Annotated in this window: 14 protein-coding genes and 2 pseudogenes; 7 read left to right on the top strand and 9 right to left on the bottom strand. The window is 60.9% G+C overall.

The window, feature by feature from the left end; genetic code table 11:
• Positions 1-72 precede the first annotated feature (72 nt).
• The 7 genes and pseudogenes from cls to KZX46_RS01315 all read left to right on the top strand — a co-directional run bounded on the left by cls (position 73) and on the right by KZX46_RS01315 (position 6,883).
• Entirely contained in the window at positions 73-1,470 is a 1,398-nt protein-coding gene (gene cls / locus KZX46_RS01285; RefSeq protein WP_219774218.1) for a cardiolipin synthase, read from the top strand.
• A gap of 6 nt (positions 1,471-1,476) precedes the next feature.
• Positions 1,477-2,208: an endonuclease/exonuclease/phosphatase family protein gene (locus KZX46_RS01290; protein WP_219774129.1), complete on the top strand. Its 732-nt coding sequence runs from the start codon at positions 1,477-1,479 to the stop codon at positions 2,206-2,208.
• 289 nt (positions 2,209-2,497) lie between these two features.
• A pseudogene (locus KZX46_RS01295) lies at positions 2,498-3,252 on the top strand (IS5 family transposase).
• A 262-nt stretch (positions 3,253-3,514) separates the two neighbouring features.
• Positions 3,515-3,880, top strand: coding sequence for a hypothetical protein (locus tag KZX46_RS01300; RefSeq protein ID WP_216711281.1), 366 nt, complete (start codon positions 3,515-3,517; stop codon positions 3,878-3,880).
• Positions 3,877-4,212: a hypothetical protein gene (locus KZX46_RS01305; RefSeq protein ID WP_219774130.1), complete on the top strand. Its 336-nt coding sequence runs from the start codon at positions 3,877-3,879 to the stop codon at positions 4,210-4,212. Before KZX46_RS01300 ends, KZX46_RS01305 begins: the two co-directional genes overlap by 4 nt.
• 233 nt (positions 4,213-4,445) lie before the next feature.
• Positions 4,446-5,930 carry an FAD-binding protein gene (locus KZX46_RS01310; protein WP_219774131.1) on the top strand — a complete coding sequence of 495 codons (1,485 nt, stop codon included), beginning with the start codon at positions 4,446-4,448 and terminating at the stop codon, positions 5,928-5,930.
• A gap of 2 nt (positions 5,931-5,932) precedes the next feature.
• Entirely contained in the window at positions 5,933-6,883 is a 951-nt protein-coding gene (locus KZX46_RS01315) for an NAD(P)/FAD-dependent oxidoreductase (protein ID WP_216711283.1), read from the top strand.
• Positions 6,884-7,196: 313 nt separating this feature from the next.
• On the opposite strand, the gene KZX46_RS01320 is transcribed toward KZX46_RS01315, so the two are convergent.
• The 9 genes and pseudogenes from KZX46_RS01320 to hypE all read right to left on the bottom strand — a co-directional run bounded on the left by KZX46_RS01320 (position 7,197) and on the right by hypE (position 16,725).
• A complete protein-coding gene (locus KZX46_RS01320; protein ID WP_216711284.1) occupies positions 7,197-7,640 on the bottom strand; it encodes a hypothetical protein in 444 nt (147 codons plus the stop codon).
• A 47-nt stretch (positions 7,641-7,687) separates the two neighbouring features.
• Entirely contained in the window at positions 7,688-8,770 is a 1,083-nt protein-coding gene (locus tag KZX46_RS01325) for a zinc-dependent alcohol dehydrogenase (RefSeq protein ID WP_370647439.1), read from the bottom strand.
• 43 nt (positions 8,771-8,813) lie between these two features.
• The gene (locus KZX46_RS01330; protein ID WP_216711285.1) at positions 8,814-9,584 is read right to left on the bottom strand and encodes a TorF family putative porin; all 771 of its coding nucleotides are present in this window, start codon (positions 9,582-9,584) and stop codon (positions 8,814-8,816) included.
• Positions 9,584-11,035: an NAD(P)(+) transhydrogenase (Re/Si-specific) subunit beta gene (locus tag KZX46_RS01335; protein WP_216711286.1), complete on the bottom strand. Its 1,452-nt coding sequence runs from the start codon at positions 11,033-11,035 to the stop codon at positions 9,584-9,586. The genes KZX46_RS01330 and KZX46_RS01335 overlap by 1 nt, the downstream gene beginning before the upstream one ends.
• A 5-nt stretch (positions 11,036-11,040) precedes the next feature.
• Positions 11,041-11,391 (bottom strand): NAD(P) transhydrogenase subunit alpha, encoded by a 351-nt coding sequence (locus tag KZX46_RS01340; protein ID WP_219774133.1) that lies wholly within the window; start codon positions 11,389-11,391, stop codon positions 11,041-11,043.
• 19 nt (positions 11,392-11,410) lie between these two features.
• Positions 11,411-12,532: an NAD(P) transhydrogenase subunit alpha gene (locus tag KZX46_RS01345; RefSeq protein WP_219774134.1), complete on the bottom strand. Its 1,122-nt coding sequence runs from the start codon at positions 12,530-12,532 to the stop codon at positions 11,411-11,413.
• A 63-nt stretch (positions 12,533-12,595) separates the two neighbouring features.
• The gene (locus KZX46_RS01350) at positions 12,596-13,978 is read right to left on the bottom strand and encodes an NAD-dependent succinate-semialdehyde dehydrogenase (RefSeq protein WP_219774135.1); all 1,383 of its coding nucleotides are present in this window, start codon (positions 13,976-13,978) and stop codon (positions 12,596-12,598) included.
• 869 nt (positions 13,979-14,847) lie between these two features.
• The gene (locus KZX46_RS01355) at positions 14,848-15,459 is read right to left on the bottom strand and encodes an adenylate kinase (RefSeq protein WP_216711290.1); all 612 of its coding nucleotides are present in this window, start codon (positions 15,457-15,459) and stop codon (positions 14,848-14,850) included.
• A gap of 220 nt (positions 15,460-15,679) precedes the next feature.
• Positions 15,680-16,725, bottom strand: a pseudogene (gene hypE, locus KZX46_RS01360) (hydrogenase expression/formation protein HypE).
• Position 16,726: the final 1 nt, after the last annotated feature.

Genomic DNA, 16,726 nt, shown 5'->3' on the forward strand with positions numbered 1-16,726 from the left:
CACGGATTCTGGTGCCATTACTCGACGGGCTCGGCGACGGTGATAGCCGCGTTTCCGCCCGTTTCGTCGCTTCTGTCGTGGGGTACCGCATATGTGATCGTCATCTGGACGATCCGCCTTGGTTCGATTGTCTTCGTGCCGCTGCGGCGGTCGCCACAGGCCGCAGCGAGCTGGCTGCTGCTGATCGTCTTTCTGCCGATACCGGGATTGCTCGTATACCTCGCGATCGGACGACCGACATTCCCAAAATGGCGGGCCAACCGATTCGCCAAGCTTACTCCCTTCTTTGTCGATACTGCCAGTCGGCTCGCTGAGCACGCGCCTTCCGGACACGGCAACGCTCAGGACATAATCGACCTGGCCACCAGACTTTGCGGCCTGCCGGCTGTCGGTGGCAATGAAATTAAATTCCTCGATGTCTATGACGAAATGATCGATCGGCTGGTGGCCGATATCGACATGGCGCGCCAACATGTCAGGCTTCTCGTCTATATTTTTGCCGACGATTGTACTGGCCGGAAGATCGTCGCGGCGCTGGCACGCGCCGTTGCTCGCGGAGTCGTTTGCAATGTTCTGCTTGACCCGGTCGGGTCGCGGTCTTGGCGCCGACGAACGTTGACGGCGCTCCGTGGCGCGGGTGTCGATGCCCGGGAAACGCTGTCCGTGACTCTGTGGCGGCCACGTGATCGGAATGACATGCGCAATCATCGCAAGCTGTTCATCATCGACGGGCTGATTGGCTATGCCGGTTCGCAAAACCTGATCGCAAAGGACTTTCGCCCTCGCATCACCAACTTGGAGATGGAAGTGCGGGTAACCGGCCCAGTGGTTGCGGCGATGACGTCGATCTTCATCGCCGATTGGTTCATGGAAACCGAGATCATGCTGCAGGCCGTCGTCGTCGTGCCGCAACCCACCGGCACAACAGTCAGCCAGCTGCTACCGAGTGGCGCAACCTATCGGCTATCAGGTTTTGAAACGCTCCTCGTCTGGCAGATCCATAACGCCCGCCATCGTGTTATCCTAACGACGCCATATTTCATCCCTAATGCAGCGCTCATTAGCGCGATGCGCACGGCAGTGGCGCGCAGTGTCGAGGTCGTCCTGATCGTCTCGGCTGTCGCAGACCAGAAGCTCGTGCGTCTCGCACAATGCTCTTATTATGACGATCTCCTGTCTGCCGGTGTCCAAATCTATCTCTTCGGCCACTACCTTCTGCACGCCAAGAACGTGAGCATTGACAGCCGCCTGGGCATCGTTGGCTCAAGTAACGTCGATATCCGCTCGTTCAAGCTTAATGAGGAGGTTAGTTTGTTGCTATTTGACGCTCCGACCATCGCCGAGTTACAGGTTCTTCAGGCCCACGCGCTAGCGCAGAGCCAAGCCATCGACCTGCAGACGTGGCGGCGGCGGCCGATGCTACATCGGGTTGGCGAGGGTCTGGCGCGCCTTGTCAGTCCGCTGCTTTAGCAGAGCATGTTGATCAAGGTCGCGACTTACAACATCCACAAGGCCGTCGGCACCGACGGTCTCTATGCACCCGACCGCATTCTCGCCACGCTCGAAGAAATCGGTGCCGACGTCGTCGTTCTCCAGGAGGCGGATCGCCGATTCGGCACTCGCGAAACCGTTCTGCCGTTGGCGAGGATCGTGGAGCGCACACCCTATCGCCCGGTGGTATTCGGCCATAATTCGGCCAGTCTCGGCTGGCACGGCAATGCGGCGCTGGTCTCGGAACGTTTGACGGTCACGGCCTCGGCTACGCTTGACTTGCCGACGCTCGAGCCTCGCGGTGCCATCCTCATTGAGACGCTAACCGACGGCCACCCGATGCGGATTGGTGGCATGCACCTTGATCTGACCGGCCTGCGGCGACGGCAGCAGGCTCGCTCGGTTCAGGCGCAGGTCCTTGCCCGTTCCACTACGATGCCAACGCTTCTGATGGGCGATCTTAATGAGTGGCGGGCGGCGCGCGGCTGCCTCATCGATTTCGCGGAAAACTATCACATCGCTCCCACCGGTCCGAGCTTTCCCGCGCGCCTTCCATTTGGGCGCCTCGATCGCATCATGGTTGGAAGGGGCATCGAGATCGTCGACTGCGGTACCCATCGGTCATCCTTGTCGCGGGTCGCGTCTGACCATCTGCCGGTCTGGGCGACGTTGCGGCTCAGCCCCAATCAATCGGCAGTATCACTCCTATGTAGTTAAAGCGCATCTGATCCGCGCGGCGTCGCTCGCTAAAAAAAATAAGCATCAGACCCCGAACGGATATGTCTCGTCCTCGCCTGCGGTGACTGATGTGGGCAGAGGGATCATTGCACGGGTCTCGTCAATCAAGCGAAGGCGTCGTATTGATTGGGAAGCGCTGACGAGCTGTAATGGCTCCAGCGCACCGTCTCCGGCGGATGTATGCAAACGATCTAGGCTCAGGACCTATTAAAGTGCTTGCGGAGACGGTGATCGGTTGATTCAATGGCGGCGCTGAGGAGGCGTCGTGATGAGTGATTTGATCTGGTTGTCGGCGGCACAGATGCGTCGGATCGAGCCGCACTTTCCCCTGTCGCATGGGGTGCCGCGCGTTGACGACCGGCGAGTGATCAGCGGGATCATCTTCGTGATCAGGAACGGGCTGCGCTGGCGCGATGCGCCCAAGGACTACGGTCCGCACAAGACGATCTACAACCGCTTCATCCGCTGGAGCCGGCTGGGTGTGTTCAACCGTATCTTTGCAGCGCTGGCGGCAAAAGGCGGCAAGCCCGACCAGTTGATGATCGATGCGACCCACCTGAAGGCACACCGAACCGCCGCGAGCCTCCTCAAAAAGGGGCTCTTCCCCGATGTATCGGACGCACCAAAGGCGGCCTGAACTCCAAGCTGCACGCGGTCTGCGACGGCCAGGGCCGACCGCTGGTCATGCTCCTCACCGAGGGGCAGACCAGCGACTACAAGGGCGCAGCGCTGATGCTCGACGCCCTGCCCAAAGCGAGGGCCATGCTCGGTGACCGCGGCTATGACGCCGACTAGTTCCGCGCCGCCCTGATCGCCAAGGGCATCACACCCTGCATCCCATCGAAGGCCAACCGCAAAACCCCGATCCCGCATGACCGAACTCTCTACCGGCAACGTCACCGCATCGAGAACATGTTCGGCAGGCTCAAGGACTGGCGGCGTATCCACACCCGCTATGACCGCTGCGCGCACGCCTTCTTCTCGGCCATCGCGCTCGCCGCGACCGTCATCTTCTGGCTGTGATCAATGAGTCCTGAGCCTAACGCTCGAGCCGAGGCTCGATGCCGTGGTCGAATCCGAACTGTCGCATGCGTCGAGTTCATCGAGCTGCGTGCTTCGTGGGTTGCGCCGGCCACGTATGGTGGACCACCTTGACTTCGGGATCCAGTGGCCCAACTCAGATCAGTGCCGCGCTCCGCATAAGTAGTTTCCGAAACTGATGTGGCGTCACCCGAAAGCCTACATTAGGCAATTGGCCGGACCGTGTTGATGGTTTGGTGCCGGAATGGAAGACCTGACCATGTCCAAAGACGCTTTCGCAATCGACCCCGATCATGCCGGTTCACTTTCTGGTACCCATCTTCACGCGCTCGAAAAGGTCTTTCAACACCCCCTCTCGCACAACCTGTCGTGGCGTGAGGTGAACAAGCTGTTCGCGACAATCGGATCCATTGAGCACCGACACAACGGTGACCGTGTGCTGAACGTCGGTGGAGAGAAGCTGATCCTGGAGCCAGAGAAGGGCAAAAATCTCGATGCGACCGACGTCATGGATATACGACATTTGTTGGCCCGCGCCGGATGGGCAGCGAAACCGTCCAACCCGGAGACGGTCGCAGCCAACACGATGGTACGCGGGGACCGCCAGTGAAATTACACATTCTTGGTCTCGGCGCGCTGCTTGTCGGCGGCGGTACGGTATCGGCCCAGATTGTCGGCAAAGAGCTCGCGCGAAGCGCAGCCCATTATGACATGCCTGCTGCCAGGTTGGTTGCCCAAGCGGTTCTCGACCGCGGCCGGCAGGGCGACGTGCAGATGTGGTCGGAATCGGGCAAGACCGGCAAGGTCCATCTCCTTGATGGCGGCGGAGCGTCAAAATGTGGTCGTGTCCGACTGACAGGGATACACCGTGGCGTCGAAACCCACGGCTACATCTTTCGATACTGCCGGAACGCTGCAGGGGATTGGCGCACCTTAGGCTGACAACAACGCGCTTTTCTTCCCGCACTAAAGGTTGCCGGAGGCTTGCGACGATCTGCACAGCTAAAGGGACCTGACGTCAAGCTCAACAGCATTTAACGCCGGCCAGCCTTCCGATGGCGGCCGCGTAAGTAGTTTCCGATGCTCCTAAGGCGGATGGGTCGGCGGCACTAGAGTTTCGGCTAGTAATCGGGCGAGCATCGCCTCTCGGGTCCGGCTAGTCACGGAGGACGGCCATGGTCGAAGCGCTTCCAGACTGGGACAGTGAATACGACGTTATCGTCGTCGGCTATGGCTACGCCGGTGCCACCGCGGCGATCACCGCCCACGACGCCGGTGCCAAGGTTCTGCTCCTCGAGAAAGCCCCGGAAACTGACAAGGGCGGCAACAGCCGCGTGTCCGCCAACCTCGTTTTCTGGCCGAATGACATCTTGATGGCAAAGGCCTATTTCCGCGCGCTTGCCGGGCCCTACACGGACGACATATCCGACGGGATGATCGACGTTTGGGCGACCGAGATGCACGCCAATCGGGCGTGGCTAGAAAACCTTGGTATGACGCCCTTCGACCTGCCGTACATCGAGTTCCCCGAGATGGCGGGGTCTGAGTGCGTTCGCGTGCTGATGAACGGTCCGGGGCCGATGGGCGGTGAACGCCTGTGGCGGATTATCGAGGCTGCCGTTGCGGCGCGTGATATCGCTGTGCTGTATCAGTCGCCCGCGGTCAGCCTCGTCAAAGACGACTGCCAAATCCTCGGCGTTGTCACGGAACAGCATGGCGAGCGTGTTGCTATCCGCGCAAAGCGCGCGGTGGTGCTCACGTGCGGCGGCTTTGAGAATAACCCGGCGATGGTCCGAAACTATGTCGACGGCTTGCCCCGGATCTTCCCGAACGGCACCCCGTACAATACCGGCGACGGCATTCGCATGGGCCTCGAAGTCGGTGCTCAGCTTTGGCACATGAACAATATCTCGGGTCCGATCCTGTCGTTCAAGGCGCCCGAGATCGCAGTGGCACAGTGGCTCAACCTGCCGAAGGGCACGAGCTACCTGTTCGTTGCGCGCGACGGATCACGGTTTACGATGGAGGGCGATCCATGCATCACCGGCGACCTGCACGGCAAGGTCAAGCGTCACGGCTACTGGGGGCAACAAGTGCTGCCGATCCCGATTTACATGATCTTCGACGAAGATTTCCGCAAATCCGGCCATATCGGTAGGGCCACCGCCGACTGGGATGTCAGCCACGGCAATCTCTATAACTGGAGCGACGACAACCTGCGTGAAGTCGAGAAGGGGTGGATCAAGAAGGCCGACACGATGGAGGCCTTGGCCGCGCTGATCGATATCCCAGCCAAAGCACTCGTTGGCAGCGTCGCCCGGTTCGACGCGCTCGCAGTGGCCGGCGAAGACACTGACTGGGGCCGTTCTGCCGGTAAGATGGCACCTCTCGCGGTTCCGCCCTTTTATGCGATCGAGTTGACCCCGGCGTTTGTGAACACTCAGGGCGGCCCCCGTCGAAACGAACATGCTCAGGTAATTAGTACGAACGGCACCCCGATCGGACGGCTCTTCTCCGCAGGCGAGCTTGGCTCGATTTACTCGTTTCTTTACCAAGGCGGGGCCAACATCGGTGAATGCTTTGCCTTCGGCCGCATCGCGGGCCGCAACGCTGCGGCGATGGCACCAGCGCTCAGCGCTGCGAAGCAACTGGCGGCCTGAAAGTGACAGATGTACCGCTCGACTGCCTCATCGTCGGGGGCGGACCGGCTGGTTTGACGGCAGCTACCTACCTCGGGCGCTTCCGCCGGGATGTCACGATCGTAGACAAGGGGTGGAGCCGTGCCGAGTGGATTACGCGCAGCCGCAATGTGCCGGGCTTTTCGGCGGGGGTCGGCGGCTCCGTCCTGCTCGATCTCATGCGGACCCAAGCGCGCTGCTTCGGGGCCGTCCTCGAGCACGGCACCGTCGAGGCAATTGGCCGCGGAGCCGATGAGCTATTCACCGCCACTTTCGGCGGTGCGTCGGTAACTGCATATACCGTTCTGCTCGCCAGCGGCGTCGTCGAGAACAAACCGCCGTTGGCGCATCTCGCCGACGCAGTGAAGCGCGGGCTAATCCGGACCTGTCCGATCTGCGACGGCTACGAAGCGATCGACATGGCCATCGCCGTCCTTGGCAATGGTGAGCATGCTGCTGCTGAGGCGCTGTTTCTGCGCACATATTCGGCAGCCATCACGCTGCTCCTTACAGCCGCCGAAACTGCCGACTTGTCGAGTGCGACGCGAGCGGCACTGCAAGCCGCGGGCATAGCGCTCAGTCATATCATCATCGGCTCAGTCAGCGTTGATTTGAACGGCGTCACGGTTTTGACTGTCGAGGGCGGCCAGCAGCACCGGTTCGACCTCGTATACACCGCCTTCGGGACTACCCCCCAAAGCGCGTTGGCAGCGGAGTTGGGCGCGCGCGTCGAAGCCACTGGCCGACTATGCGTTGACGAGCATCAGGCCACGTCGGTGGCTGGACTTTACGCTGCCGGCGACCTCGTGCGAGGGCTCAACCAAATTAGCGTCGCCGCGGGCGAGGCCGCGATTGCTGCCACGGCAATACATAACGGTCTTCATCGCACTTTCGCTGTTCGCAGTGGCGCCGACAAGCAACCGACAATCAGATAATCTTGCATACTGCGGATTCCGGGACGCGGGCGTCAGCGCTGCTTCGATCCGGGCGAGCCTTTTCCGTGGGGGTCTATCGACCAGCTGGATCTTCCTCGTCGGCCGGCTATGGGTGCCGTGTTCGCTGTCTTGTTCGACTGCGTTCAAAGAGGTGCGCCAAGCGCCGTGAGGAGTTTATTTGCGCATGGGGCACCTGCTCGCGTAACATTTGGCGAACGTCATGTATTCTCCCGAACTGCTGCCGAGCTCTTTCAAGCGCTGTACCAGTCGAGTTAAGGCGTCGCCGATGGCTTTTTCGTTTGCATCGGGTGAACTAATTCGGGGGTGTTAGCCTGATAACGACCCCGCCTGCAGCAAGACTGACTTCCGCGCCGATTTCTTTTGCCCGGAATTCGATCACGACGCCCTTATGGTTCTTTAGGCTGGCGCTACCGCGCTGGCCCTTGCTGATCGTGCTGCCGGCACCGGCGGTGCCATAGGTGCCAGCAAAATCCGCGACATTTGTTAAATGATAAATTTCGCCGGTGCCATTTATACTATTCATACCTAGTCCTACGGCGCTGAGACCATCGACCTTGAAGGGATACGTTTTACCCCTAAACGTCAGCACTCCATTACCCCAGGTGAAAACAACGCCGACCGCGACGGAATCACCCGAAAATGTCGCTGTTGCCGAGGGCATTGTCTTGGCCTCGGCTGGCGCCAGCGTCGCGGTGGCAGCAAAGATAGACAGCGCGATTATGAGACTTGATTTCATAACATTACCCTTGTTCCGACGCATAGTTACCCGGCGCCATTTCGGATTCAGGCGGAGGCGGGTTGCCTCACCTCGGCTTTTGGCTTTTCGGTGGTACCGCCGGTCAAATCGAGCACGACGCGCGAGGGCACCTCACCCTTCTCAAGTCGTTCCAGGACCGAATTGATCGAAGCGAGTGGTTGCAGCTCAATATCTGCCTTGACCTTACCTTCGGCGGCAAACTGCAGGCATTCGGCCATGTCCTCGCGGGTGCCTACGAACGAGCCGCGGATGGTGATGCAATTTGCCACCACGTCGAACAACGGTGTCGGGAAATTGCCTGGCGGCAGGCCGACGAGGACGCAGGTGCCCCGCTTGCGGGTCATCTCCACGCCCTGCTTGAACGCGGGCAGGGACGGCGCAGTGATCAGAACGCCGTGCGCGCCGCCACCGATCGCCGCCTTGAGCATCGCCGCCGGGTCCTGGGTCTTGGCGTTGACCACCATGTCGGCCCCAAGCCGTTTGGCGTGGTCAAGCTTGCCGTCGTCGATATCGACCGCGCAGACGTGGAGGCCCATCGCCTTCGCGTATTGTATCGCCATATGGCCAAGACCGCCGCAACCCGAGACGGCGATCCATTCGCCCGGCCGCGCCTCGGTTTCCTTGATACCCTTGTAGGTCGTAATTCCGGCGCAGATCAGCGGGGCCGCCTCGGTGGGGCTGAGCTTCATCGGGATATGGGCGACGTAGTTTGGGTCGCCGAGAAGATATTCGGCGAACCCGCCGTTCTGCGTATAGCCGCCGTACTTAGCCTCGGGGCAGACCGTCTCCCAAGCCGACAGGCAGTATTCGCAGTGGCCGCATGCCGAATAAAGCCACGGTACACCGACACGGTCGCCTTCTTTGACGAGCGTTACGCCGGCGCCAAGCGCAACGACGATGCCAATCGCTTCGTGACCGGGAATGAATGGCGGCGTCGGCTTCGCTGGCCAGTCGCCGTTGGCGGCGTGTAGGTCGGTATGGCAAACCCCGCACGCCTCAGTCTTGACGAGGATTTGACCCGGACCTGGCGTCGGCACATCCCATTCCTGCAGTTGCAACGGCTTGCCGAAGGCGGTGACGACAGCAGCATGCATTTTCTTGGCGATCATGGTGCGTTCCTTTTCGAATGAATGGGGGATGGGCGTGGCGGGTTCAGAAGCCCACCCTGACCGAGCCGACGTAATGCGGGCCGTAGAGCCTGCCGTCGGCATGAGAGTCGGTGTCGGAATATCTAAATCCCACGGCAACATGCTTGTTGAGGGCATAGGCAGGGCCGAGGTTCCAGGTGGTAAAGCTGTGGCCTGCATCGATTTCCTGGCGGCCGATCGCGCCGCGCAAGGTCAAACCATGAACGATCGTATACGTAGCGTTGCCCTCGAAGTAGTTCGCGGGCCGCTTCGTGCCGAAATACTCGAAGGCGTGATGGAAGCTGGCGCCCAGCTTGAGCGGGCCGATGGTCCGCGCAACGGCGGCGTGGAGTTCGATCGTATCGATCGACACGCCGGCCGGTGCGCCGATATAGCCGTAGCGGATAAAGCCGAGGTCGAAGTCGAACTTGGTTAGCGACGGTGTCCAGCCGCCGGACAAGTCATACTCGGTATTGATCCCGTTGTGGAAGTCGACGTTTTCTCCGCCCGCGGCAAGATAGAAGTGATCGTAGGCAACCTTGGCGCTGCCGAAGATCGCGACGTGGTTATCGGTCTGGCTAACGCCGCGAAAGATATAATCCGAGGCGCCGGTGAGATTGACGCTGAGCACCGGCGGCGGCGGCTCCGCTACTGGAACCTCGGGCAGCATTGTTTCCGTGTCCGATCCATGCACTTGCGCGTCCGCCGGGCAGAAGCCGCTGCAGAACAGGGCCAACGTCCCCGCGATTACTACAAAGCGCGACATCAGTTTTGACTGGCGCGTGCTATCGGTCATCACGCTGCTGCCGCGCCGAGGCCGCGAACCGCCTCGATCATCTTGATCATTACCGCCTGCGCGTCGCCGAAGACCATGTTGCAATTGGGCATGTAGAACAGGGCGTTGACGATCCCCGAATAACCTTTGCCCTGGCCGCGTTTGATCACGTAAACCTGTTTGGCCTTGTCGGCGTTGAGGATCGGCATGCCGAAGATCGGCGAGGACTTATCGGTGCGAGCCGCCGGGTTGACGACGTCGTTGGCACCGATCACCAGAACGACGTCCGTGGTCGCAAAATCGTCGTTGATTGTGTCGAGCTGAAAGATGAGATCGTACGGCACCCCCGCTTCGGCGAGCAGCACGTCCATCTGCCCCGGCATCCGCCCGGCCACCGGGTGGATTGCGAAGCGAACCTGGACCTTCGCGGCGAGCAGCAGCTTGACGAACTCGTAGAGCTTTTGCTGGGCCTGCGCCGCGGCAAGGCCGTAGCCCGGCACGATGATCACGCTGCTCGCATAGCGCATCTTTATTGCGGCGTCTGATGCCTGGGTCTCGCGCTCGGTCCCGGTGATCGCACCATGCTTCTTCTTTTTGGACGTCTCACCAAAGTTGGCAAAGAGGACGTTAGCGACCGAGCGGTTCATCGCCTTGGCCATCAGCAGGGTCAGCAGCAGACCCGCCGCGCCCACGACCATGCCGGCGATCATCAGGGCCGGGTTGCCGAGGACAAAGCCTTCTAGACCGACGGCAAGTCCGGTAAAGGCGTTGAAGATCGAGATCACCACCGGCATGTCGGCACCGCCGATAGGCAGGGTCATCAGGATGCCGAACAGCAGCGCGAGGCCGAAGAAGATGGTAATCCAAGTGGCGACCGGAAGCATCGGTGCCGCGCCGCCCACCGCCACAAACACGATCCAACCGCCGACCACGACCGAGGCGAGGAAGGCAACGCCGTTCAAAATCCGCTGGCCCGGAAAGCGGAGTGGCTTTTTGATGACGCCTTGCAGCTTCGCCCACGCAATGACTGAGCCCGACATCGACACGGCACCGATGCAGGCACCGAGCAACGTCACCACCAATTGTGTGACGCCGTGCGCCCGGTTGCCGAATAGCTCGACGGCGGCGATGCCACCGGCCGCGCCGCCGCCCATGCCGTTGTAGATCGCCACCATCTGCGGCATCGCAGTCATGGCCACCCTGCGGCCGACGACCCAAGCGCCGCCGCCGCCGATAGCGAGCGCGACGACCGCCAGTCCCAGATTGACCAAGATGTGTGGCTTCGCAGCGGCATCAACGGTGAAGAAATAGAGAAAACTGATGAGGACAGCGGCCGCCATGCCGATGCCCGCGACGCGAATGCCTGATGTTGCGGTCGCCGGCGACGACATCCGCTTCAGCCCGTAGAGGAATAGGAAGGCGGCAACGAGATCGGTGGCGCCGATCGCGATCTGCGAGAGTGTGACGAGCATGTCCCTCACCCCTTCTTCTTGAAGTGATGGATCTTGGCTGAGGTGTGGTGTTTTGCGGCCGCGCCGCTCACCTTGAACATCGCCAGCATTCGGTCGGTCACGGCATAGCCGCCGGCCACGTTCCCGGCCCCGAGCAGCACCGCGAAGAAGCCTATCCCCTGCTCGAGAGGTGTGTTGGCGTTGAGTAAGGCGAATAAGCCACCAACGACGACGATACCGTGGATGAAGTTCGACCCCGACATTAGCGGGGTGTGGAGGATCGCCGGCACGTTGCCGATAATCACCCAGCCGGCAAACGCGGCGAGCATGAAGATGTACAGCGCGACGAAGCCTGTGATCGTGATGTCGAAACTCATGGTTGGTGTCCCATCACGGTCACGCCGCCTTTGCCTGCTTGGGGGTGTCACACAGCTTGCCGTCGTGAGTGAGCGCGGTCTTCGCGAGAATCTCGTCGCTCCAGTTGATCGTGATGACATTGTCCTTCAGCATCAGCGCGAGCAGGTTGAACTGGTTCTTGGCGTAGAGTTCGCTGGCGTCCGTCCCCAGAAGCGACGGCACGTTCAATGGCGCGACGATGGTGACGTCACCGACGCGGATCGTCTCTCCCGGCTGGGTCATCTCGCAGTTGCCACCGCCCTCGGCCGACAAGTCGACGATCACCGCGCCCGACTTCATCCCCGCAACCTGCGCCTTGCTGATCAATTTGGGCGACGCCTTGCCGGGAATAGCGGCGGTGGTGACGATCAGGTCGGATGCCTGGATATGTTTTGTTAGCGCGGCGTCGACCTTGGTCTTTTCCTCCGCCGTGAGCGCACGTGCGTATCCGCCCTTGCCGGTGGCATCGACGCCGGTGTCGACGAAGGTCGCGCCGAGCGACAGCGCCTGTTCCCTGGTTTCCGGGCGAACGTCATAGCCCTCGACGACGGCTCCCAGCCGATGGACGGTGGCCACCGCCTCCAGCCCGGCGACGCCGAGGCCCATCACGAGCGCTTTCGCCGGGCCGATTACCCCCGCAGCCGAGGTGATCTTGGGCAGCACGCGTGTCATGTGCGTCATACCCAACGCGACGGCATAATAGCCGGCCAACGCCGATTGGCTCGACAGCGCGTCCATTGCCTGCGCCCGCGAGATGCGCGGGATCCGCTCCATCGCGAAGCAGGTGATGCCGCGGGCGAGCATCCGCTTCACGAGTTCGGGTTCGTTGGCCGCATAGACGAAGCAGATCAGGATCGACCCCGGCTTCATCGCATCGACTACCGCCAGCGCCGGCGGCTGGACGCAGAGCACGACGTCGGCGTCGGCGACCATCGCGGTGCGGTCATCCATGAAAACGACATCGCCGTACGCGGCTGCCGGCACCCGGATCGCATCGGCCGCGCCGGTCTCCATGTGGAGCCGCGCGCCGAGCTTGGTCAGCTTGGGCACCAGCGACGGGACGAGCGCGACGCGACCCTCGTTCGGCTGCTTCTCTTTCAGGACGGCGACATTGACGTACATTGGGTGCTCCGGACTGCGGCTGCTGCGGGACGCCCGGCAGAATTACCGGACGTCCCTGACAGCTCAGGCGGGCGCTTTGGCGTTGTGGGTTCGGACCAGCTTCATGTTGACGAACTGTTGAATGCCCATGTCGCCGAGCTCGCGGCCATACCCTGAGTCCTTGATGCCACCGAACGGCAGCTCGGCATCGGTCCAGTCGATGTTATTGATGAACATCATGCCCGTCTCGACGCGGCTGGCGACGCGCTTGCCGCGAGCGACATCCTTCGTCCACACCGAGCCACCGAGACCGAAGTCAGAGTCGTTGGCGAGCGCGATCGCGGCATCCTCGTCCTTGACCCGGAAGAACAATGCTACGGGACCGAAGAATTCTTCACGGAAAGCGGGATTTTCCGGTTTGATGTCGGTCAGGATGCTAGGCTCCATGAACGACCCCGGACGGTCGATGCGCTTGCCGCCCAACGCCAGCTTCGCACCCTTGGTGACCGCGCCGTCGACCTGCTTGAGCAGCGCAACCAGCGCCTCTTCGGTCGATAGCGGCCCGAGCGTCGTCTTCTCGTCCATTGGGTCGCCGGCCTTGAGCGCACCGAGCGCGGCCTTGAACTTCGCCAGGAACGCGTCGGCCATGCTCTCCACGACGATGAAGCGCTTTGCCGCGCAGCAGGTCTGGCCCGTATTGTACATCCGGCCCCAAACTGCCCATGGGATGGTCAGGTCGAGATCGGCGTCCTCAAGCACGATGAAGGCGTCGCTGCCTCCGAGCTCCATCGACGACACTTTCAGATTCTTCCCGGCGCGCGAGGCGATGCTGCGGCCCGCAGCGACGCTGCCGGTCAGCGCGACACCCTTGATCCGCACATCCTCGACCAGTTCATCCGACTGCTCGTGGCTGATTAGGAGATTGGTGTAGAGGCCAACCGGCGCGCCGGCTTCGAGGAACAGCTTTTCGAACGCGATCGCGCACTGCGGGACGATGCTGGCATGCTTCACCATCAGCGTGTTGCCTGCCATCAGGTGCGGACCGGCGACGCGGGCGAGCTGGTAATAGGGAAAGTTCCACGGCTCGACGCAAAAGATCACGCCGATCGGGCTGCTCTCCATGTGGGCCTCGCCGTTCGTCGGGTTGAGCTTCACCGGTGCAAGGAAGCGTTCGGCGTTCTTGGCGTAATAGGCCAGGATTCGCGCGCTGAACTCGACCTCACCGCGTGCTTCGCCGATCCGCTTGCCCATCTCGGTTGTCATGATCCGCGCGAATTCGTCGGCACGGGCGTGGAGAATCTCGCCGGCCTTGGCGATAATCGTTGCGCGCTCGGCGTACGACTTGTGGCGCCACGTCTGGAAGCAGGCGTCCGCCGCAGCAATCTTGTTCTCAAGTTGAGGGTCGCCCAGCACCTTGAAGGTCTCGACGAGCTTCCCACTGAACGGGTTGAAGCTTTGATAAGTCATCGGTTTTCCTTTTGCGCCACGCCAAGTTCAAAGACTGAAATCCCATCTCGGCCGTTTTAGAATCACGGGGTCAGGTCGTTGCGGCAGCGACTATTTAGGGAATTTCGTTATTGTTTCCGTCCTGATCGCAGCAATCAAATAAGTGCGATCGCTTTGTTCCGGCAGGTTCGGAATGTACCTACAGGCTGCCATAGCCGCGCCGACGGAAGACGGTTATGGACCGATCCGATACGTTCCAAACTCGACGACCGCGAAACCGCAGTGATAAAGCCTGCGGCGCAGACCGGGCATCGGAGATCCTGCTGGTCCCTCACCTTATCGCAGGTCTTCGGGCTAGAACGAGGGTGCTTATCAGTAAGTCTTGAAATAACTTGCCCTGGATGCTATGTCAGCAACTATTGTTGTGGATGTGAGTGCGCCCAGTTGAGATACGCGCTTGCTATTCCGTTGATCCTAGCCGTCGCAGGGTGTGGACGATCACCGTCACGTGATATTGGGCTTTGCCGCAGTGAAGTCGCGCCTCGAAATTCCGAGGTTGGCAGTTCCCCTATTTTGGGATGCATGGAAGCGAAGGGGTATAAGTTTCATAACAAGAACGGTTGCATCCCTAATTCTGTTGCTTGTTACGATGCACCAGGTCGGCCGCCAGCCAATTACCCATTTCCACGAAACTAGGACTCCAACTGCCGATTTGACCCCGTGCAATGCTCACCGTGGCGTGGCGGAGCACTCCGTGCGCAGCTTCCAATGGTTGCGTGTACCTCGTGAATAAAGTAAGCCGCAAATCGCCGTTAGCATCAGATTGCGCGAGCAGAAAACGTTCTGATTGCGATAGGACGTACTGAATTACGGGCGAGTCAATTTAAGAGTTATCGTATCGCAGCTCTACGACAAAGTCGGCGCCGTTGACTGCCCCACGCGTTATCAACACGGGCAATCTCATCGCTAACTACAGTGATTGTTTCCATGATGTTCTCCATCTCCAGCTTTCCTTCCCCCTGATAGAAAGCAATCAGCGCTGGTGCCGTGCGGTAATAAATCACTAGCCGGTTCTTCAACGTTTCAGCAGTGTCGTCCGGTCGCGCCGGTCCATCCACTTTGCGCACCTCTATTCTCTTAATAAGTACATCGTCGTCAATTATTAGGTTGAGCACGAGATCGACCTTCGCCTGTTGTCCGGCCAGTAGCTTGTCAAGTGCCCTTGCTTGCCTGATCGTTCGGGGAAAGCCGTCGAATATAGCGCCGTCGGCACAGTCGGCTTCTCGCAGGCGCTCGGCGATCAGCTCTAAGACGATATGAGCTGAAACGAGGTCGCCGCTAGCCAGGGTCGCCTCCACCGATTGGCCAAGCGCCGAACCGGATGCGACAGCGGCTCGCAGCATGTCTCCGGTCGAAACCCGCGGGACACCTATATGCTTTGAAAGCAATTGGCCTTGCGTTCCCTTGCCCGCACCGGGCGGTCCCAGGACGACAATATTCAATATTTCAGCTTGTTTGGTAAAGCGTTCGATAAGAACCGGCGCTGCAACTCGCCGCTGCCCAAAGCACCGCTCGCGGAGGGGCCGGCGAGTGTCGTCCTCGCCCAGGCCGCCAGCTTGGAGGGTGCTGGCAGGCGAAAGGGATCATCGGTATGCCGACGTGAGTAGTTGGTGTTCCGCGCCACAAGCGGTTCGGGTATGGGCACGGTGTTTGACGATGAGGTCAGCATATCCGCGGAAGCTGCTCGCCGCGAGCCGATCGATGATCCGCCCGCCGCGAAACGACGTCGTCATCTGGACAAAGCGTTGATCGTCGGCGGTGACTGTGCCGATTATGGCAGCGTCGCGCCCGAGCGGATGGGCGCGCATCGTTGCTAGAAGGTCATCAGCAGCCCCTGGCACGACCACGGCGACGAGTTTGCCCTCATTGGCGACGTCGAGGGGGTCGAGACCCAGGAATTCACACGCGGCCATGACTTCCGGCCGAGCGGGTATGCGGGCCTCTTCAATCAGAAAGCCGCACCGCGACTGCTGAGCGATTTTGTTGAGCGTGGCGGCCAGACCGCCGCGGGTCGGATCGCGCAGAAGACGGATCGCGGAGCCCGCAGTATCGACCATCGCGGCGACTAGACCGTGCAACGCCGCGCTATCAGACACGATCTCGGTTTCAAACCCGAGATTGTTCCGCTTCGACATCACTACGACCCCATGATCGCCGATCGAGCCGGATACGATCACTTTGTCGCCGGGCCGGGCCCGGTCGCCCGAGAAGTCAATATGCGGCGGAATGACGCCCACACCGGTGGTGGTGATGAACACGCCGTCGGCCTTGCCGCGTTCGACAACCTTGGTGTCGCCGGTGACGGTAGCGACTTCCGCCTCCCGCGCGGCGTCTACCATTCTGACGGCGATGCACTACGGGTCGGCGGGGGTAAAGTCTTCTTCTGTGATAAAGCTGGCAGCCAGATGCAGCGGCCGCGCGCCCGCCATCGCGACGTCGTTGATCGTGCCGTGCACGGCCAGCGAGCCGATGTTGCCACCAGGAAAAAACAGCGGCCAGATCACATAGGCGTCGGTCGAAATCACCATGCGGCCGGGCGGCGGATCAAAGGTCGCCTGGTCGTTGCCTTGACCGAGGTAGGGATTATCGAAAGCGCTGCGGCAGACTTCGTCGATGAGTTCCGCCATCGCGCGACTTCCCGCGCCGTGCGAGAGATCAACCGTCCTTCTCTTATGTCGAGCCCTCGTACGCCGCCGCGGCGCTGTCACG

Origin of the sequence: Polymorphobacter sp. PAMC 29334, assembly GCF_019431245.1 — a bacterium.
GTDB classification, from domain to species: Bacteria; Pseudomonadota; Alphaproteobacteria; order Sphingomonadales; family Sphingomonadaceae; genus Polymorphobacter_B; species Polymorphobacter_B megasporae.

Excerpts from the sequence above, each read along its gene's own strand:
- KZX46_RS01290 (WP_219774129.1), top strand. The coding sequence starts at position 1,477 with ATGTTGATCAAGGTCGCGACTTACAACATCCACAAGGCCGTCGGCACC.
- KZX46_RS01300 (WP_216711281.1), top strand. The coding sequence starts at position 3,515 with ATGGAAGACCTGACCATGTCCAAAGACGCTTTCGCAATCGACCCCGAT.
- KZX46_RS01310 (WP_219774131.1), top strand. The coding sequence starts at position 4,446 with ATGGTCGAAGCGCTTCCAGACTGGGACAGTGAATACGACGTTATCGTC.
- KZX46_RS01320 (WP_216711284.1), bottom strand. The coding sequence starts at position 7,640 with ATGAAATCAAGTCTCATAATCGCGCTGTCTATCTTTGCTGCCACCGCG.
- KZX46_RS01325 (WP_370647439.1), bottom strand. The coding sequence starts at position 8,770 with ATGATCGCCAAGAAAATGCATGCTGCTGTCGTCACCGCCTTCGGCAAG.
- KZX46_RS01330 (WP_216711285.1), bottom strand. The coding sequence starts at position 9,584 with ATGACCGATAGCACGCGCCAGTCAAAACTGATGTCGCGCTTTGTAGTA.
- KZX46_RS01335 (WP_216711286.1), bottom strand. The coding sequence starts at position 11,035 with ATGCTCGTCACACTCTCGCAGATCGCGATCGGCGCCACCGATCTCGTT.
- KZX46_RS01340 (WP_219774133.1), bottom strand. The coding sequence starts at position 11,391 with ATGAGTTTCGACATCACGATCACAGGCTTCGTCGCGCTGTACATCTTC.
- KZX46_RS01345 (WP_219774134.1), bottom strand. The coding sequence starts at position 12,532 with ATGTACGTCAATGTCGCCGTCCTGAAAGAGAAGCAGCCGAACGAGGGT.
- KZX46_RS01350 (WP_219774135.1), bottom strand. The coding sequence starts at position 13,978 with ATGACTTATCAAAGCTTCAACCCGTTCAGTGGGAAGCTCGTCGAGACC.